The organism is Mesorhizobium sp. B2-3-10 (assembly GCF_006442275.1).
Taxonomy (GTDB): Bacteria; Pseudomonadota; Alphaproteobacteria; order Rhizobiales; family Rhizobiaceae; genus Mesorhizobium; species Mesorhizobium australicum.
The window spans coordinates 559,487-576,644 of sequence record NZ_VFVT01000001.1; the positions used below are offsets into that span (position 1 = coordinate 559,487).

Here is a 17,158-nt window from a genome sequence, read left to right on the forward strand (position 1 = left end):
CGCTCAGGCCCAGGGGCGCAGTTCGGCGTTCTTCTTCTCGAACGAGGCGATGGCGCCTGCCTTTTCCATGGTCAGGCCGATATCGTCGAGCCCATTGAGCAGGCAGTGCCGCTTGAAGTCGTCGAGGTCGAAGGTGACCACGCCGCCGTCCGGGCCACGGATTTCCTTGGCTTCGAGATTGACCGACAGGGTGGCGTTGGAGCCGCGCGATGCGTCGTCCATCAGCTTCTCCAGGTCCTCGGGGCTGACGGTGATCGGCAGCACGCCGTTCTTGAAGCAGTTGTTGTAGAAGATGTCGGCGAACGAGGTCGAGATGACGCAGCGTATGCCGAAATCGAGCAGCGCCCATGGCGCGTGTTCCCTGCTCGAGCCGCAGCCGAAATTGTCGCCGGCAACCAGGATCTGCGCCTTGCGGTAAGCGGGCTTGTTGAGCACGAAATCCGGATTTTCCGAACCGTCGTCCTTGTAGCGCATCTCGGCGAAGAGGCCGGTGCCAAGCCCGGTGCGCTTGATCGTCTTGAGATAATCCTTCGGGATGATCATGTCGGTGTCGACATTGACGATCGGCATGGGAGCGGCGACGCCGGTGAGCTTGGTGAATTTTTCCATGGCTTTGGCCCGTGTTTTCGTTGCGGGGGGATTTGCTGAGGCTCGGTTTACACAAAGCCGCGGGCAAATAAAAGGCAACTGTTCGTGCGCGCCGGCACGAGGGCGCTGTGCAAAACAGCTTCGAATTCACCGCCCGATGGTGCAGTCTGGTCCAATGGTGGAAAACTCCCACGTTCTCTATGCGCGCGAACTGGCGCTCGGCATTCCCGAATTCCGCCGCGTGCTGGTGGAATCCGGTCTCGGCGAAGTCCGGCCCGTCGATGACGAGGCAAGGCTGAAGGCGATGCTGGAGGGCGCCAGCCTGATCGTGACCGCCCGTCTCGACATGGCCCGTCTCGACAGGGCCGGTCTCGACATGGCCGGTCTCGACATGGGAGGCAGGCCGCTGATTGGCGTTGCCCGCTGCCTGACCGACTTTTCCTGGGTCTGCTACATCAGCGATCTTGCCGTCTCGGCCAAGGCGCAAGGCCTGGGCATCGGCAAGGGACTGATGGACGAGGTGGCCCGGCAGCTCGGACCGTCGGTCGCCATCAGCCTGATTTCCATGCCCGACGCTGTCGGATTCTATGAACGCATCGGCATGAAGCGCATGCCCGACGCCTTCTGGATCTCCCGCCAGCGCTGACTTTTCCTCTGTGATCCATCCATCGTCAACGGTGAGCGACCTTGTCGCTTGACATGCAACCAAATGGTTGCATATTAAAGCCATGAGCATGGATGCCGTCTTTCGCGCCCTGGCCGACCCGACACGCCGGCAATTGCTGGACAGCCTGCATGCCGGGAACGGACAGACGCTCAATGCGCTGTGCGCGGAGATGGCCATGACCCGCCAGGCGGTGACCAAGCACCTGGCGATCCTGGAAGAGGCGAACCTCGTCACCACCATCCGCCGGGGCCGAGGGAAGGAGCACTACCTCAACCCGGTTCCGATCAATGAGATCGCCGAACGCTGGATCGGCAAATTCGAGCGCCACCGGCTTGATGCATTGAGTGATCTGAAGAAACGCCTCGAAAGGGAAGACTGATGAGCAACAGCTTCGTTTACGTGACCTATATCCGCACCACGCCGGAGAAACTCTGGGAGGCGTTGACCGACCCGGAGTTCAACCGGCAGTTTTTCCTCTGCTCCTATCAGGAGAGCGATTGGAAAGTGGGCTCCAGCTGGAAGCTGATCTTCCCGGACGGCCGTGTCGCCGACAGTGGCGAGATTCTCGAGATCGACTCGCCACGACGCCTGGTCATCAAATGGCGCAATGAATGGATGCCCGAGATCAGGCAAGACGGCTACACGCGCTGCACCTTCACCATCGAGCCCGACGGCGAGCTGATGAAACTTGCCGTCACCCATGAGGCGGACGGCCCGCACAGGCTGATCGGCAATGTCGCCAAAGGCTGGCCGCTGGTGCTGGCCAGCCTGAAGAGCCTGCTCGAGACCGGCAAGGGATTCGAGCGTCCGCCATCGAAAGCTTGAACTCGTTTCGCTAGCGGAACAAATTTCACGTGGAGGCATCGATGATGCACGCTCTCAGGGTGCGGAGCATGACCAATGGCGAGACGATCATGGCATCGGCCGAGATCGGCGCGCCTCCCGAACGCGTCTTCAAGGCGCTGGTCGGCAAGGAAGCCGAGCAATGGTGGGGGTCAGCCGATACCTACCGGATGGTCGACTGGTCGGCCGACCTTCGCGTCGGCGGCCGCTGGACTGTTGTCGTGCGCACGGCCGGCGGTAGGGACCTGCCGGCCGGCGGCGAATTCCTCGAAATCGAAACACCGCGCCGGATCGTGCAGACGTGGGCCCATGGCTGGGACCATCCCACGCTTGGCCGGCGGCAAACCAGGGTCGCCTGGCTGCTGGAGCCTATCGCCGACGGCACGCGCGTCACCATCTGCCATGGCGGCTTTGGCGGGCGGCAAGAGGCGGCGGCTGAACATGCCGAGGACTGGGCCCGGGTGCTGGCCTGGCTGCAGGCGCATGTCGAGGCTGGAAGGCTGGCTGCGGCCTGATCGGCGTGCGGAGCGACGTCACGCCCCTCCGCACGCCTTGACCCACGCCTGTTCTGGTCCACATCCCATGCATGGGAAAACAGGCATGTTTCATAGGCACGGCTGGCTGGGGCATTCCGACACGATACAAGAATAATTTCCCGCAACCCGGATCGCATCTCGAACGCTACGCCCGGCACTTTCCGATCGTCGAGATCGACACGTCCTTCTACAAGCCGCACCGTCGCGAGACTTACGAACGCTGGGCACACGCCGTGCCGCAGCACTTCCGCTTCGCGGTCAAGATGCCGAAGGCGATCACGCATGAGCGCCGTCTCGTGGACTGCAACGACCCTTTGCAAAGCTTTCTCCAGGAGGTCGAAGGTCTCGGCGCAAAGCTCAGCGTGCTTCTGGTGCAGCTGCCGCCGAGCCTGCCCTTCGAGCCCGATGTCGCGAGCGCTTTCTTCGACATGGTGGGCACCCGAACCGAAACTAGGCTGGTCTGCGAGCCGCGCCATCCCAGCTGGTTCGAAGCAGAGGCTGAAGCGCTTCTGGCCGATCGCCGGATCGCGCGCGTTGCCGCCGATCCCGCTCCGGTGCCACCTGCGGCGATGCCGGGCGGCTGGCCCGGCATCGCCTATTTCCGCTGGCACGGCGCGCCGCGCGCCTACTATTCCGACTACGATGCTGAAAGCCTCGACCGATTCAGCCGGCAAGTCGAGGCGGCGGCCGCTTCGGGTGCCGAGGTCTGGGGAATCTTCGACAACACGGCCGGAGGCAATGCGCTGGGCAACGCGCTCAAGGTTGACGCCCAGACTTCGTCATTCTAGGGCGAAGCAAGGAGCGCAGCGACGTCGCGCAGACCCTAGAATCCATGCCGCGACGTCGACTTGTCGCGACAATACGCGCCAATCGGCACCCCCTTCGTTCTGCGCCGTTAGAACACTACGACAACGGTAACGGCATGGATTCCAGGGTCTCCGCGACGTCGCTTCGCTCCTGCTCCGCCCTGGAATGACGAAGAAACTGAGCGCCTGGCAAACCCGCGAGGCAGCCCCTGACCTCAAATCACATTCAATTCCCGGAAGGCCCGCCCTTCGGCGACGCGCGCGTAGCCAAATGCCGAGCAGTCGATCGTCCGGTAGCCGCCATGCACGATCAGTTCGGCCAGCGCCTTGCCGACCGCCGGCGCCTGTTGCAGGCCATGGCCGGAGAAACCGTTGGCGAACAGGAAATTCGTCACTTGCGGGTGCGGGCCGATCACGGCGTTCTGGTCCAGCGTGTTGTAATCGTAGTGCCCGGCCCAGGCGCGCGTCGCCTTGATCGCCTCGAAGGCCGGGATGCGGGTTGCCAGCACCGGCCAGATCACCTCTTCAAACAGCGGCCAGTCGACGTCGAAGTCCCCGGGGTCGGCCGGGCCGTCGCCCTCTTCCGGCTCGGCGCCGCCGGTGAGGTAGACCGAGCCTTCCGGCCTGACATAGATGCCGGAGGGATCGACCAATAATGGCATGTCAGTGAATTTGTCCCGCGCGTCGAACACGAAGACGTTGCGCTTGCGCGGCTCGACCGGCAGCGAAAGCTGGGCAAGGGCGGCGACCTTGCCAGCATTCGGCCCGGCGGCATTGATGACGGTGCCGGCCTCGAGCCGATCGCCATTGTCGAGGCTGACGCCGGTGACGCGGTCACCCTGCCGCTCGACGCCGGTGACCGACGCGCTGATGAAGTCGATCTTCTTCTGCCGCAGCGCCTTGCGAAACAGCATCAGCATGGCATGCGCGTCGAACCAGCCCTCGCCGGTCCGGCCATAGGCGCCGGCGGTGATGCCTTCGGCCGACAGCCAGGGGAAGCGGCGCGTCAGCTGGTCGGCGTCCTCGAGCAGGATGTCGGCGCCCTCGGCGACCTGCGCTTCGTGGTTGGCTTTCAGGATCGGCAGCCCGGCCTCGCCGGCAAGGATGAGGTAGCCGCCCTCGCGAAAACCGATATCGGCGTCGGTGCCGAATTCTTCCTTCAGCCGCCGGAACAGTTTTAGCGTGAACTGCGACAGGCGGATGTTTTGCGGAATGGAGAATTGCTGGCGGATCGAGGCCATGGACAGCGTCGTCGCCGCATGGGCGAATTGCGGGTCGCGCTCGATCAGCGCGATCGAGCCGGAAAACCCTTCCTCGCGCAGATAGTAGGCGATCGAGGACCCGACGATGGCCCCGCCGATGATGACGATGTCGTAGCGCACTTTTTTCTCCGATCCGCCGCCCGCAATCTACGCGACCGGCAAAGTGATCTCGAAGCGCGTGCCGCGCTCGGAGTCAACCAGCCGGATCGTACCATCATGCGCTTTCAGGAGGGCCAGCACGATGCCAAGCCCCATGCCGGTGCCGCCCGTATCGCGTCGCGTGGTGAAGAACGGCTCGAAGATGCGCGCTTGGTTGCTTGGCGAGATGCCGGCGCCGTCGTCGCTGACCAGCACGGTCGCCTTGCCGCCGGCGCTTGCGGCGGTGATCGAAACCAGCGTCGCGCCGTGCCTGGCGGAATTGTCGATGAGGTTGGTAAGCACGATCGCCGCGTTCTCGGCCGAGATGCGCAAGGCCAGGTCGCCACCGGCCTTGACTTCAACCGCCAACCTGGTGTCGACGGGAAGCAGGGCCAGCGCCGCGCCGACCGAGGTGCTTTCGCCGCTGGGTGCGAGGTTTTCGGCCCGCGCCAGGTCGAGCAGCCGCCGGACCAAAAGGTTGAGCCGCCCTGCATCGGTGACGATATTGTCGGAGAAGCGCCGCCGCTCGTCATCGCCCATCGCGCTGCCTGAATCGCGCAGCAGTTCGGCCGCGCCCTGGATCGCCGTCAGCGGCGATTTGAGTTCATGCGAGACATGGGTGGCGAAGGTCTGGATGGCGTCCGAGCGCGCCTGCAGTTTTTCGGCCATATCGAGAAAGGCGGCGGAAAGCTCCGCCATTTCTCGCGTGCCATGGTGGTCGAGAGGCCGGATCGCGTCGCGCTCGCCGGCGGCGATGCGCTGGGTGCGGTCGATCAGCGCGTAGATCGGCCGGCTGACGGTGCGCAGGAAGACGAGGCCGATAAGCAGCGTGCCGCCGAGAATGGCGATCGCCGCCGCCGTCACCTTGCCGCGTTCGCCATAGAGATGTTTTATGATGTTGTTGGGCGTCCGCGAGACATAGACCACGCCGGCGACCTGGCCGCTCACGGCCACCGGCAAAGCGACGAAGACGCGCACCTTGGTCCCGCGGCTGACCGAATAGAGCGGAGGCGCCGGCTGGTTGGGGATGCGCAGCCGGAGCGCGCTGGCATAGCGCCCGGCAAGTGCTGCGCGCACCTCCTCGACCCCGGCAAGCGACTGCCCGATCTCGTCGCGCCCGGCAATCACCACACCCTGGGGATCGAGCAGCCGGAAGCCGGCCAGCGTGGTCTTCTGCGTCGCGTCGAGAATGCCCGCCAGCCGCGCGCCGATCGTGGCGAAAGCGGGATCGACCGTGGTGGGGATCCCCGCCGGCCGGGTCGCAAGCACGTAGTCCGAGGCGAGATCGAGCTGCGGCTCGATCGGCCGATAGGGCGAATCGAGATTGGCGCCTCGGCTCGCATAGCCATTGGCCGGCGGCATCGCCACGCCAAGCTTTTCCGGTGAAATGCCGGCGTCGCGGACCTCCTGCGCATAGATGGCGGCGACGGCCGCGCCCTGTGCGATCAGTTCTGCCTCGGTCTGGCGGATCAGCTGGTTCTCATAGAGGCGGAAGAAGAACAGGCCGACCAGCGGCAGGGACATCACCAGGATCAGGATGGCGACGACGACCGTGGCGAGGCGCGGCCGCCATTTGCGGCCGATCCACTTGCTGCCAATCGACTTGCTTGATGTCGTCAGCCGCATCGGCCGAGCCGGAAGCCGACGCCGTGCACGGTCTCGATGACCTCCGGGCACCCCACGGCCGCCAGCTTGGCCCGGATGTTGCGGATATGGCTGTCGACGGTGCGGTCGGCGACATGGATCTTGCCGGCATAGGCGTTGGCCATCACCGCGTCGCGGTCGAGCACATGGGTGGGCCGCGCCAGAAACCCTTTCAGGATCGAGAACTCGATCGCCGTCAGGGCGAGCGGCTTGCCGTCGAAGGCGGCCGCGTGGCTGGCCGACGCCAGGGTGAGCTTTCCCTGCGCGAACTGCCTGTCGTCGGCCGGTTCCGGCGCCGCCGGACGGGCGCGGCGCAGGATGACGTTGACACGGGCGACGAGTTCGCGCGGGCTGAACGGTTTGGTGACATAGTCGTCGCCACCCATTTCGAGCCCGAGGATGCGGTCGATCTCCTCGTCGCGCGCGGACAGGAACAACACCGGCACGTCTGATGTGTGACGCAGCCGCCGGCAGACCTCCAGCCCGTCCATCTCCGGCATGCCGATGTCGAGCACGACAAGGTCGGGTGTGCTTCGTTCGATTGCCTGCAGGACGGCGGCGCCATCGGAGACGGCAGCCGTTTTCATGCCGGCCTTTTCCAGCGCGAAGCAGATCACTTCGCGGATATGCGGGTCATCGTCGGCGACGAGGATGTGATGCGGCATGGATTAGCGATCCGGCACGGGTTCCGCGGCGCTGGGAACAATAGGCCGCCTGTTGTCGAGATAGCGAAGCAGGCGCCAGTCGCGGAAGCTCCAGCTTCGCCAGTTTTCCTGCAGGCCGCGATACCAGCCTTCATCGACACCGCGCAACCTTGCCAGTTCGCCGACGGCACCGGCATTGGCCGTCCCGCGCTGAGGATCGAAGAAGCGATCGAGCGCTGGAAACGCGTCCGGCCCGAGCGAGCGGAGATACCAGACGTCGAGCGGGATGCCTTGGCCGCTCATTTCGAGGGAATGGTCGACATTGTAGGTGGCGATCATGGCTGCGAAGTTGATGAAAGAGCAGACATACAGCGTTAGGGATAACGTCAGAAGATTGGCGGAGAGCAGCCATTCACTGGATTTTCCGAGCGCGATACGGGCGATGATCAGCGCAAGGCCGGCCGCCACCAGTCCCATCCAGACGAAAGTGGCGACGCGCCAGTAGGTCAGCGCATAGATGCCGACATAGAGGTCGAGCCGCAGGATCGACGAGACGACCAGCATGATGTTCTGCGCCACCCAGGCATAGACCAGCCGACGGATGAGCGGGTCGGCCGATGTTTCGCTGCCGGGCCTCAGCGCCGCAAGGACAAAACCGGCGGCCAGCAGCGCGGTGGCGATCAAGAGATAGGCGCCGCGATGCGCGTAGGCGGCGTAGCTCAAACTATCGGGAAGCGCGACCCCGCCCCACAGATAGGTGGCGTCGAGCCCGCTCTGCAGCGCAAACAGAATGTTGAAGACGATCAACGCGCGCAGGATGGCGGCCTTGCCGAAGACGATATCCTCGACGGCGTGCCTGTCGGCCGCTGGCTGGGCATCGGCAGGAGGGTGATTTAGCCTGGCGATGCGGCGGTGAAAGCGCGGCAGGCGTGGCCGCAGAAAGGCCCAGACGCCGGCAAGCACGAATAGCCAGAAGGCAATCCGCGTCAGCTGGATAAGCTCGAGCAGCTTCATCAGATCGATCAGCGACAGCCAGTCTTCGATGACCGGATTGGCGGCGCCGAAAAGGGCGACGAAGACCGCGCCCAGCGTCAGCGGCATTACCCAGACCGCGATTGCCGCCAGCCTTATGCGATGTCCGCCGAACCGCCGCGCCGCTCTTCGCCATTGGAGAAAATCGCCGAGGAACCGGACCGGCGCCGCCAGTCCGAACAGCACGATCTGGCCGGCAATGCGCGGCGTGCGGTGTCGCAGCCGGCCGCGCAGCGAAAGCGCGAACGCCACCAGCGCGGCAAGAGCGATCCAGACAGACAAGGGACTGACAGTCTCGGCCAGCGGCAACAGCGCGACAAGCAAGGCGGCCGACTTGAGCCACACCTTGCCGTCGCTGAAGGCGGCGGGATGCACGGCAACCATCGCGGCGGCAATCAGGATGGCGAACAGCGGAACCGTGATGCCGGCGGGCTGGCCGTAGAACAGGAAATCGGCGAGCGCGACCAGCAGCACGGCGACGCCGAAGCGGCTGCGATAGCTTGGCGCGGCGCGGAAGAAAGAGGTCATGGCCTGATCTTCCTGATGGCGTCCCATCGCCATGGCGATGGGCTCTTGCGGACAAATGGGATGGGAGTTGCAGCGGGGTTGGCGCGTTGCGGGTCGACCAGCCACCAGCCTTCGCTGCGCAGCCGGTAAGGCAGACGGGGTTTTGCTTGCTTGTGCATGCCGCCCGTCTCGCAGGCCTGCAGGAAAGCGATGCGGCGGATCGGAGGAGGTTTTCCGCAGGCGCGTGCAGTTTTCGTGCAGGGCTGGCGGCTTGCCTCGACCAATCACACACGGCATAGATCTGGAATGACCGAAATCTACCGCCCGCGCCGCTCCGTGCTCTATGTCCCGGCCTCCAACGACAAGGCGCTGGCCAAGATCGCGCAGCTTGCCTGCGACGCCGTCATCATCGACCTCGAGGACGCCGTCGCCCCCGCCGACAAGATCGCCGCGCGCGAAAAACTGGCCGGCATTTTCGCCAACCGCCCTGATGCCAATGGCCGGCAACGCGAGATGGTGGTACGCGTCAATGCGCTGTCCAGCGAATGGGGCACTGACGACCTTGCGGCCGTGGCCAAGGCGGAGCCGGACGGCATCCTGCTGCCGAAGGTCGACACGCCGCGTGACGTGCTTGAAGTCGGCGATGTGCTGGACGATAATTTTGCCCCGGACAGCGTGAAACTATGGGCGATGATCGAGACGCCCAAGGCCATGCTCAACATCGGCGCCATCGCCGAACTCGGCCGCGACTCCGCCTCGCGCCTGGATTGTTTCATCGCCGGAACGAATGACCTGATCAAGGATACCGGCGTGCTGGCGACGCCGGATCGCGCCTATCTGCTGCCATGGCTGATGCAGATGCTGCTGGCGGCACGCGCCGGCGGGATCGACATGCTCGATGGGGTGTTCAACGATTTCCGCGACCCGGATGCGTTCGCGCGTGAGTGCACGCAGGCCGCCGCCATGGGCTTCGACGGCAAGACGCTGATCCATCCATCGCAGGTCGAGGCGGCCAACCGTGCCTTCGCCCCGTCGGCGCAGGCGCTGGCCGAGGCGCGCGCGGTGAAGGATGCCTTCGCGCTTGCGCAAAACAGTGGCAAGGGGGTCATCGCGCTGAATGGCAGGATGGTCGAGCGGTTGCACTTGGCGCAGGCCGAGAAACTTCTGGCGAAAGCGGCCGCCATCGGCGCATGATATTCGCCGATTTGGGATACACGACAGGAATTGAACGATGAAACTCTACCGCTTTCTCACCGCCCCGGACGACGCCAGCTTCTGCCATAAGGTGACGGCGGCGCTGAACAAGGGCTGGCACCTGTTCGGCTCGCCGACCTACGCCTACGACAAGAAGACCAAGACCATGCGCTGCGGCCAGGCCGTGGTGAAGGATGTCGATGGCCAGGAATACGGGCCGGATACGAAGCTCAGCGACTGGTAGCCGCTGGCAAGGAGAGCATCAGGCGGCCTCGACAATATCAAGACGCACGGTAAGTCCGGCCAGCGCGGCAAGATTGATCAACGTGTCCAGACTGAAATTCGTGATCCTGCCCCGCAGGAGGTCGCTAAGGCGTGGCTGGGTAATCCCAAGCCGGTTGGCTGCTTCGGCCTGGGTAACGTCCCAACTCCGCACCCGCTGTTCGATAGCGATCAGCAAGTTGGAGCGCATGGTCATGTTGGCGGACTCGGCCGGAGTCTCCTCCAGTGCGTCCCACACGTTTTCAAAACTCTGACGGTCCATCGTTCTTACCTCCACTAGATTTGTCTGAACCGGGATGCGGCAAGATCCAAGTTTCGTTTCACTGTCTGTTGCGTCTTCTTCTGGAAGGCGTGCAGCACATAGACAGCGTCGCCTATGCTCGCGACGTAAAGCACCCGGAACGCGCCGGTGGCGTCGCGGACGCGGATTTCCCGCACACCTGGGCCGACCGTCGTCATCGGCTTCCAGTCGCTTGAGAAGGGAAGCGCGGTAACCTCTCTCTTCGTCACCTAGGGCGAAGGAAGAAGCGAAGCGGCATAGAGCAGGAAGACGAAGGTACGGGCTATTCAGCCGCCTCTTCGATCTTCTCCATATCATCGTCCGACAGGCCGAAATGGTGGCCGATCTCGTGGACCAGTACGTGGGTGACGATGTCGCCCAGCGTTTCCTCGTTTTCGGCCCAGTAGTCGAGCATGGCGCGGCGGTAGAGCGTGATGCGGTTCGGGCCTTCGCCTGTCTGCGGGTTCCAGCGTTCGGCGATGCCGCGCCCCTCGAACAGGCCGAGCAGGTCGAACGGCGTTTCCAGCGACAGGTCGTCCATGATCTCGTCGGTCGGGAATTCGGCGATCTGGATGACGATCTCGCCGGTCAGCTTGCGAAAATCCTCCGGCAGGTGGGCGTAGGCCTCCAGGGCCAGGAACTCCAATTCCTCCATCGAGGGCGCAAGTTCACCATGCCAGGTGCGGGTCTTGTAGATGCGGGCCATGCTTTGTCCTTTGATCCCGGCATATAGGCTTTCGCGCTGGTCTAGGCAAATGACGCCTGTACGCCGGTGTCGCGCAAGAAGAGGAATAAATTCCTTGATGACTCTGCTTGACTCTTCCGATCCCCTCTGGAATCTATAGGAACATAACAGGAACAATCGTGAGTGAAAGCTGACCGTCATGGCGATGACCGCCGTGGCGCGGGAGACTGTTTTTGCCCTGCGCCGCCAGATCGCGAAGATCGAGGGAACACTGCCCGAGCGCCTGCAGGCGCCGGCTGGCGCGCCCCTTGCTGACGCCGGCAGCGATCTGACGATCGTCCGGCGCGGGCTTGCCGCGGCCTTGCCGGATGCTTTCCTGCCCATCGGCATCGAGCGGCTCGATGCCGCGCTCAGCGGCGGCCTGCCGAAAGCCGCCCTGACCGAAATCCATGGCCTGGAAACCCGCGATGCGGGCGCCGTCGCCGGTTTCGCTCTGTCGATCGTCAGCCTGATCCTCAACCAGGCGCAGGGGCTGCCCATCCTGTGGATCGGGACATCGGAAATTTTCCATGAGGCCGGCTTTCCCTATGCCAGGGGGCTGCATGCCTCGTTCGGCATCGAGCCCCAGCAATTGCTGTTTTCCGAGGCGCCCAGGCTTGTCGATGCGCTGTGGATCGCCGAGGAGGCGGCCCGCATGACCGCGCTTGCAGCCGTCATTCTGGAGATCCGCGGCAATCCGCAGCGGCTGGACCTGACCGCGACACGCCGCCTGCATGCGCGGGCGCAAGGTGCCGGCCGGCCGGTGTTCCTGCTGCGACAAGCGGCCGAGCCCGAACCGACGGCGGCGCCTGTTCGTCTGATTGTCGCTTCGGCGCCGGCCGTGCCGCGCGAAACAGTCGCCGGGCCGCTCGCCGGCTCGATCGGTCACCCGGCCTTCACCATCAGCATCGGCAAGAGCCGCACGGCCCTGCCTGGACAATTCACACTGGAGTGGAACCCCGATGAATGCAGATTCGATGAAAGAAGGGGCGAGGAAAGAAGCAGGGCAAGCAACGAATGGGCAGAGAATCCTGTCCCTGTGGTTTCCCTATCTCGCGACCGAAAGGATCCTGCGGCAGCGTCTGGGGAAATCCTGGCGTTCCCGGCCGCCGGATCATCCGCAGCCATCTCATCCACCGCTCGTGATCAGCCATCGCCAGGGCAACGCGCAGCGCATCGCGGCCCTCGACGCGCGGGCTGAGGCGCTGCACCTGAAGCGCGACATGGGGATTGCCGATGCGCGCGCCATGCATCCGTCGATCGACATCGTCGAAGCCGATCCGGAGGCCGACCGGCGCCTGCTCGAGGGCCTTGCCGACTGGTGCGACCGCTACACGCCGCTGGTGGCGCTGGACGGCATCGACGGCCTGTTCCTCGACGTCACCGGCTGCACCCATCTGTTCGGCGGCGAACGCGCCATGCTGGACGAAATCCTGTCGCGCTTCTTCCAGCAGGGTTTCGACGTCCGCGCCGGGCTTGCCGGCACGCCCGGGGCGGCCTGGGCGGCGGCCCGCTTTTGCGGCGACCGCATCGTTCCATCAGGCGAGGAGGAAGCCCTGCTCGCGCCCTTGCCGCTGGCCGCCCTTCGCATAGCGCCGGAAACCCGTACCAGCCTGGAAAGCGTGGGGCTGCGCACGGCGGGTGCCGTCATGGCGGCACCGCGCGCGCCGCTCGCCCGCCGCTTCGGCGCTTTGCTGCTCCAGCGCCTCGACCAGGCGCTTGGCCGTCTCGACGAGGCGATCTCACCGCGTCTTCCCGTCGCGCCGCTTTCGGTCGAGCGTCATCTCGCCGAGCCCGTCACGCTGACGGAGGAGATAGAGCGGCTGGTGGGCATGCTGGCGACGACCTTGAAGACCGACCTCGAACGCCGCGGCGAAGGCGCAAGGAGCCTGGCGCTACTGCTTTTTCGCGTCGACGGCGCCGTCAGCCGCATCGCGCTCGGCACCTCGCGGCCGATGCGCGAACCCTTGCTGATCCGGAAATTGTTCCATGAAAGGCTGGCGGCACTCGAGCAGCATATCGATGCCGGCTTTGGCTTCGACCTAGTGCGCCTCTCGGTGCTGGCCGTCGCCGCTTTCGACATGCAGCAGGCCGATCTGACCGGCGAAGCGGCCGATGACGGCGCCGACATCGCCCTGTTCGCCGACCGTATCCGCGCCCGCCTCGGCGAGGGCGCGGTTCTGCAGCCGGTTCCCGTGGAAAGCCACCTGCCGGAACGCGCCGTCGCCGTCATTCCCTTCACCGAAGCCCCGCGCCGGACCACACCACCCAAGAAGCCGGACAGGATGCAGGCGCCGATGACCATCTTCCCGCCGGAACGACCGATCCGGCTGTTCCGTTCGCCCGAGCCCATCGAGGTGCCGGCCACCGAAATGCCGGAGGGACCGCCGCTGCATTTTCGTTGGCGCCGCGCGCTTTACCGTGTGACGCGCGCCGAAGGGCCGGAGCGCATCGCCGCCGAATGGTGGCGCGAGGCGCCGGGCGACGCGGCGGCGTCGACACGCGATTATTTCCGCATCGAGGATGCCGGTGGCCGCCGCTACTGGCTCTACCGGCAAGGCCTTTACGGCGGCGTCTCGCAAACCCCGCCGCGCTGGTTCATGCATGGGGTCTTCGCATGAACGCGCTGACCGTCATTCCTTATGCGGAGTTCGGCATCCAGTCGAATTTCTCCTTCCTGCGCGGCGCCTCCAAACCCGAGGAGCTGGTGGTCGCGGCCAAGCTCATGGGCTTCTCCGCGATCGGGCTCGCCGACCGCAACAGCGTCGCCGGCGTGGTGCGCGCCTGGCAGCAGGCCAAGGTCGAAAAGCTTGCCTACCATCCCGGCTGCCGGCTGGTTTTTGGCGACGGCACGCCGGACATTCTCGCCTATCCCAGGGACCGTGCGGGCTGGGGCCATCTGTGCCGCATGCTCACCCAGGCCAATCTGCGTGACGAGACCGAAAAGGGCGCCACCCTGCTCCGGCGCGACGACCTGCTCGAATGGGGGGACCGGATGTCGCTGGCGGTCCTGCCCGATCTGGCGGCCGGCGCGCAAGACAGTCTGGCTTTGCTCCGTGAACTCAGGGATCGCTTCGGCAGGATCCTGCGGCTCGGCGTCTCACCCTGTTATGCCGGCCATGATCGCTTCCGGATCGAGCAGGCGGCGGCGTTCGCCGAGAGCACCGGCATCCCGCTGATGGCGACCAACGATGTGCTCTACCACACGGCCGAACGGCGCCCGCTGCAGGACGTGCTGACCGCGATCCGCCTCAATGTTCCGGTCGCCGAGGTGGGGCTGGAACTGACCGCCAATGCCGAACGCCATCTGAAGCCGCCGCTGGAAATGGCGCGCCTATTCCGCCGGTATCCGCAAGCGCTGGCGGAGACGCTGCGGTTTGCGCAAGAGCTGACCTTCTCGCTCGGCGACCTTCAGTACAATTATCCCGACGAGCCGACGGAATCGGGTCTCGGACCGCAGGCGGAGCTGGAGCGACTGGCTCGGGAAGGTGCGGCCCGGCGCTTTCCCGGCGGTATCCCCGCCAGCGTGATAAAACGAATCCAGGAAGAGCTCGCCCTGATCGAGCGGCTGAATTACGCCCGTTATTTCCTGACCGTCCATGACATCATCAAATTCGCCCGAGGCGAAGGCATTCTCTGCCAGGGCCGCGGCTCCGCGGCCAATTCGATTATCTGCTTCTGCATTGGCATTACCGAGGTCGGGCCGGACAAGATCGACACGCTCTTCGAGCGTTTCATTTCCGAGGAACGCAACGAGCCGCCGGATATCGACGTCGACTTCGAGCATGAACGGCGCGAAGAGGTGATGCAGTACATCTATACGAAATACAGCTCCAAACGCACGGCACTCGCCGCCGCCGTCATCAGCTATCGCGGCCGTTCGGCGCTGCGCGAAGTGTCGAAAGCGATGGGCCTTTCGGAGGATGTCAGGGCGTCTCTCTCCGGCTCGATCTGGGGTTGGTCGACCTCGGAACTCGGCGAGAAGGAAGCCAGGGCCGGCGGCCTCGACCGCAGGGATCCGGTGTCACGGCATGTGATGGAACGCGCCAACGAGATCATGGGCTTTCCCCGCCACCTCTCCCAGCATGTCGGCGGCTTCGTCATCACCAGGGACCGGCTCGACGAGATCGTCCCCATCGTCAAGACGGCGATGGACGAGCGCAAGATGGTCGAATGGGACAAGGACGATCTCGATTCGGTGAAAATCCTCAAGGTGGATATCCTGGCGCTCGGCATGCTGACCTGCCTGCAGCGCGCTTTCACTTTGCTCGAGACCCATTACGGCGTGAGAGACGATTATGGCAGGCCATTGACCCTGGATACGATCGCCAAGGAGGATTCCCGTGTCTACGACATGATCTGCCGTGCCGATACGCTCGGCGTCTTCCAGATCGAATCGCGTGCTCAGATGTCGATGCTACCGCGTCTCAAGCCGCGCGAATTCTACGACCTCGTCATCGAGGTGGCGATCGTACGGCCGGGCCCGATCCAGGGCGACATGGTGCACCCCTATCTGCGCCGGCGGCAAGGCAAGGAAAAACCCGAATATCCCAAGGCGGAGCTGAAAGAGATTCTCGGCAAGACGCTGGGCGTGCCGCTGTTCCAGGAGCAGGCGATGAAGATCGCCATCGTCGCCGGCGGCTTCAAACCGGGCAAGGCCGATGAACTGCGCCGTGCCATGGCCACCTTCAAGCGCACCGGCACGATCGGCAATTATCGCCAGCAGATGATCGACGGCATGACAGGACGAGGCTACGAAAAGGACTTCGCCGAGCGCTGTTTCAAGCAGATCGAGGGCTTTGGCGAGTATGGCTTTCCCGAAAGCCACGCCGCCTCCTTCGCCCTGCTCGTCTATGCCTCCTGCTGGTTCAAGACCTTCTACCCGGACGTGTTCTGCGCCGCGATCCTGAATTCGCAGCCGATGGGCTTCTATCAGCCGGCGCAGCTGGTGCGTGACGCCCGCGACCATGGCGTCGACATCCGCGAGGTCGACGTCAATTTCTCCGTCTGGGACTGCACTTTGGAAAAGGCGCTTTTCGACCCGGCCCGCATCCTGCCGCGTCATGCCGAAATGCGCGGTGTCATCGAGACTCAGCATGCGGTGCGGCTCGGCTTCCGGCAGATCAAGGGACTTTCCAAGGAACGCATGGAGGTTTTCGTCGAGCGGCGCGGCGCCGGCTACTCGACGGTCCGGGATGTCTGGCTGCGCTCCGGCCTCAATGTCGACGAGATCGAGAAATTGGCGCAAGCCGACGCCTTTCGTTCCATCGGCCTCGACCGCCGCGCGGCACTATGGGGGGTCCGCGCGCTCGACGGCAAGAGTGCCGCCGAGAAGCTGCCGCTGTTCGACCAGCCGGCGCTCAGCCTGCGCGAGCTGGAGCCCGAGACGAAGCTGCCGAAAATGCCGCTCGGCGAGCATGTCATCCATGACTACCGCTCGCTCGGCCTGTCGCTGAAGGCGCATCCGGTCGCCTTCCTGCGCGAGCGGCTCGACCGCGCCGGCATCACTCCCAATGCCAGCCTGCCTTCCGTGCGCGACGGCAGGCGGGTCTCCGTTGCCGGGCTGGTGCTGGTGCGCCAGCGCCCCGGCAAGGGCAACGCGATCTTTCTCACGCTGGAAGACGACAAGGCCGTCGCCAACGTCATCTTCTGGGAAAGGACCTTCACCCGTTTCCGGCCCATCGTCATGGGTGCCCGGTTTGTGAAGGTCACCGGGAAACTGCAGTCGGAATCAGGTGTCGTCCATATCGTCGCCGAGAAGATCGAGGACCTGACGCCCTGGCTGACCGTGCTGCTGGAGAAGGTCGGTGCGGCCGCACTGCCGGCCGCCGATCCTTCGGACCGCTCCGGCCAACCCGCAATTCGGCCCGCGATGCTGAAAGACGGACGGGATCTCGCAACGCTGTCGGAAGAGGCGGAGAGGGTCATGCCCAAAGGGCGTAATTTTCAGTAGGCCCGACCACCTTCGTCATCCACGGGCGAGCAGGAGCGAAGCTCCGTCGCGGCGACCC

At 64.6% G+C, this 17,158-nt stretch carries 17 protein-coding genes and 1 pseudogene; 10 read left to right on the top strand and 8 right to left on the bottom strand.

Annotation, left to right across the window (positions count from 1 at the left end; translation table 11 throughout):
* Positions 1–3: 3 nt before the first annotated feature.
* Entirely contained in the window at positions 4–609 is a 606-nt protein-coding gene (gene leuD / locus FJ943_RS02840) for a 3-isopropylmalate dehydratase small subunit (protein WP_140719687.1), read from the bottom strand.
* Positions 610–763: 154 nt separating this feature from the next.
* Between leuD and FJ943_RS02845 the strand changes: the two genes are divergently transcribed.
* The 5 genes from FJ943_RS02845 to FJ943_RS02865 all read left to right on the top strand — a co-directional run bounded on the left by FJ943_RS02845 (position 764) and on the right by FJ943_RS02865 (position 3,422).
* The gene (locus FJ943_RS02845) at positions 764–1,234 is read left to right on the top strand and encodes a GNAT family N-acetyltransferase (RefSeq protein WP_140719689.1); all 471 of its coding nucleotides are present in this window, start codon (positions 764–766) and stop codon (positions 1,232–1,234) included.
* Positions 1,235–1,316: 82 nt separating this feature from the next.
* Entirely contained in the window at positions 1,317–1,634 is a 318-nt protein-coding gene (locus FJ943_RS02850; protein WP_140719691.1) for a helix-turn-helix domain-containing protein, read from the top strand.
* On the top strand, positions 1,634–2,080 hold the full coding sequence (locus tag FJ943_RS02855; protein ID WP_140719693.1) for an SRPBCC family protein: 447 nt from the start codon (positions 1,634–1,636) through the stop codon (positions 2,078–2,080). The genes FJ943_RS02850 and FJ943_RS02855 overlap by 1 nt, the downstream gene beginning before the upstream one ends.
* 41 nt (positions 2,081–2,121) lie before the next feature.
* Positions 2,122–2,613 (top strand): SRPBCC domain-containing protein, encoded by a 492-nt coding sequence (locus FJ943_RS02860; protein WP_140712227.1) that lies wholly within the window; start codon positions 2,122–2,124, stop codon positions 2,611–2,613.
* A gap of 71 nt (positions 2,614–2,684) precedes the next feature.
* On the top strand, positions 2,685–3,422 hold the full coding sequence (locus FJ943_RS02865) for a DUF72 domain-containing protein (RefSeq protein WP_140719695.1): 738 nt from the start codon (positions 2,685–2,687) through the stop codon (positions 3,420–3,422).
* Positions 3,423–3,655: 233 nt separating this feature from the next.
* On the opposite strand, the gene FJ943_RS02870 is transcribed toward FJ943_RS02865, so the two are convergent.
* From FJ943_RS02870 to FJ943_RS02885, 4 genes are read right to left on the bottom strand one after another with little or no spacing between them, the layout of a single operon-like run.
* Positions 3,656–4,822, bottom strand: a complete 1,167-nt coding sequence (locus tag FJ943_RS02870; protein ID WP_015314982.1) for an FAD-binding oxidoreductase — start codon at positions 4,820–4,822, stop codon at positions 3,656–3,658.
* 27 nt (positions 4,823–4,849) lie between these two features.
* Entirely contained in the window at positions 4,850–6,466 is a 1,617-nt protein-coding gene (locus FJ943_RS02875; RefSeq protein WP_140719697.1) for an ATP-binding protein, read from the bottom strand.
* Positions 6,457–7,149, bottom strand: coding sequence for a response regulator transcription factor (locus FJ943_RS02880; protein ID WP_140719699.1), 693 nt, complete (start codon positions 7,147–7,149; stop codon positions 6,457–6,459). Before FJ943_RS02880 ends, FJ943_RS02875 begins: the two co-directional genes overlap by 10 nt.
* A gap of 3 nt (positions 7,150–7,152) precedes the next feature.
* Positions 7,153–8,688, bottom strand: a complete 1,536-nt coding sequence (locus FJ943_RS02885; protein ID WP_140719700.1) for a DUF4173 domain-containing protein — start codon at positions 8,686–8,688, stop codon at positions 7,153–7,155.
* Positions 8,689–8,973: 285 nt separating this feature from the next.
* On the opposite strand from FJ943_RS02885, the gene FJ943_RS02890 reads away from it, so the two are divergent.
* Together FJ943_RS02890 and FJ943_RS02895 are read left to right on the top strand one after the other, a co-directional pair.
* On the top strand, positions 8,974–9,861 hold the full coding sequence (locus tag FJ943_RS02890) for a CoA ester lyase (RefSeq protein WP_140719702.1): 888 nt from the start codon (positions 8,974–8,976) through the stop codon (positions 9,859–9,861).
* A 37-nt stretch (positions 9,862–9,898) separates the two neighbouring features.
* Positions 9,899–10,105 (top strand): DUF1737 domain-containing protein, encoded by a 207-nt coding sequence (locus FJ943_RS02895; RefSeq protein ID WP_015314987.1) that lies wholly within the window; start codon positions 9,899–9,901, stop codon positions 10,103–10,105.
* An 18-nt stretch (positions 10,106–10,123) separates the two neighbouring features.
* On the opposite strand, the gene FJ943_RS02900 is transcribed toward FJ943_RS02895, so the two are convergent.
* The 3 genes and pseudogenes from FJ943_RS02900 to FJ943_RS02910 all read right to left on the bottom strand — a co-directional run bounded on the left by FJ943_RS02900 (position 10,124) and on the right by FJ943_RS02910 (position 11,129).
* On the bottom strand, positions 10,124–10,405 hold the full coding sequence (locus tag FJ943_RS02900; protein WP_015314988.1) for an XRE family transcriptional regulator: 282 nt from the start codon (positions 10,403–10,405) through the stop codon (positions 10,124–10,126).
* A gap of 14 nt (positions 10,406–10,419) precedes the next feature.
* Positions 10,420–10,617 (bottom strand): annotated as a pseudogene (locus FJ943_RS02905) (type II toxin-antitoxin system RelE/ParE family toxin); the annotation flags it as partial.
* 89 nt (positions 10,618–10,706) lie between these two features.
* Positions 10,707–11,129 (bottom strand): metallopeptidase family protein, encoded by a 423-nt coding sequence (locus FJ943_RS02910; RefSeq protein ID WP_140618287.1) that lies wholly within the window; start codon positions 11,127–11,129, stop codon positions 10,707–10,709.
* A gap of 178 nt (positions 11,130–11,307) precedes the next feature.
* Here FJ943_RS02910 and FJ943_RS02915 point away from each other — a divergent pair, with 178 nt between their 5' ends.
* The 3 genes from FJ943_RS02915 to FJ943_RS02925 are packed head-to-tail and all read left to right on the top strand — an operon-like array spanning position 11,308 to position 17,100.
* Entirely contained in the window at positions 11,308–12,348 is a 1,041-nt protein-coding gene (locus tag FJ943_RS02915) for a hypothetical protein (RefSeq protein ID WP_140719706.1), read from the top strand.
* Positions 12,290–13,768: a DUF6504 family protein gene (locus FJ943_RS02920; RefSeq protein ID WP_140719708.1), complete on the top strand. Its 1,479-nt coding sequence runs from the start codon at positions 12,290–12,292 to the stop codon at positions 13,766–13,768. The genes FJ943_RS02915 and FJ943_RS02920 overlap by 59 nt, the downstream gene beginning before the upstream one ends.
* A complete protein-coding gene (locus tag FJ943_RS02925; protein ID WP_140719710.1) occupies positions 13,765–17,100 on the top strand; it encodes an error-prone DNA polymerase in 3,336 nt (1,111 codons plus the stop codon). The genes FJ943_RS02920 and FJ943_RS02925 overlap by 4 nt, the downstream gene beginning before the upstream one ends.
* Positions 17,101–17,158 lie beyond the last annotated feature (58 nt).

Bases quoted from the DNA above. Each gene is read 5' to 3' on its own strand.
- leuD (WP_140719687.1), bottom strand. From the start codon at position 609: ATGGAAAAATTCACCAAGCTCACCGGCGTCGCCGCTCCCATGCCGATC.
- FJ943_RS02845 (WP_140719689.1), top strand. From the start codon at position 764: ATGGTGGAAAACTCCCACGTTCTCTATGCGCGCGAACTGGCGCTCGGC.
- FJ943_RS02925 (WP_140719710.1), top strand. From the start codon at position 13,765: ATGAACGCGCTGACCGTCATTCCTTATGCGGAGTTCGGCATCCAGTCG.
- FJ943_RS02865 (WP_140719695.1), top strand. From the start codon at position 2,685: ATGGGAAAACAGGCATGTTTCATAGGCACGGCTGGCTGGGGCATTCCG.
- FJ943_RS02860 (WP_140712227.1), top strand. From the start codon at position 2,122: ATGATGCACGCTCTCAGGGTGCGGAGCATGACCAATGGCGAGACGATC.
- FJ943_RS02895 (WP_015314987.1), top strand. From the start codon at position 9,899: ATGAAACTCTACCGCTTTCTCACCGCCCCGGACGACGCCAGCTTCTGC.
- FJ943_RS02900 (WP_015314988.1), bottom strand. From the start codon at position 10,405: ATGGACCGTCAGAGTTTTGAAAACGTGTGGGACGCACTGGAGGAGACT.
- FJ943_RS02880 (WP_140719699.1), bottom strand. From the start codon at position 7,149: ATGCCGCATCACATCCTCGTCGCCGACGATGACCCGCATATCCGCGAA.
- FJ943_RS02910 (WP_140618287.1), bottom strand. From the start codon at position 11,129: ATGGCCCGCATCTACAAGACCCGCACCTGGCATGGTGAACTTGCGCCC.
- FJ943_RS02885 (WP_140719700.1), bottom strand. From the start codon at position 8,688: ATGACCTCTTTCTTCCGCGCCGCGCCAAGCTATCGCAGCCGCTTCGGC.
- FJ943_RS02855 (WP_140719693.1), top strand. From the start codon at position 1,634: ATGAGCAACAGCTTCGTTTACGTGACCTATATCCGCACCACGCCGGAG.
- FJ943_RS02875 (WP_140719697.1), bottom strand. From the start codon at position 6,466: ATGCGGCTGACGACATCAAGCAAGTCGATTGGCAGCAAGTGGATCGGC.
- FJ943_RS02850 (WP_140719691.1), top strand. From the start codon at position 1,317: ATGAGCATGGATGCCGTCTTTCGCGCCCTGGCCGACCCGACACGCCGG.
- FJ943_RS02890 (WP_140719702.1), top strand. From the start codon at position 8,974: ATGACCGAAATCTACCGCCCGCGCCGCTCCGTGCTCTATGTCCCGGCC.
- FJ943_RS02915 (WP_140719706.1), top strand. From the start codon at position 11,308: ATGGCGATGACCGCCGTGGCGCGGGAGACTGTTTTTGCCCTGCGCCGC.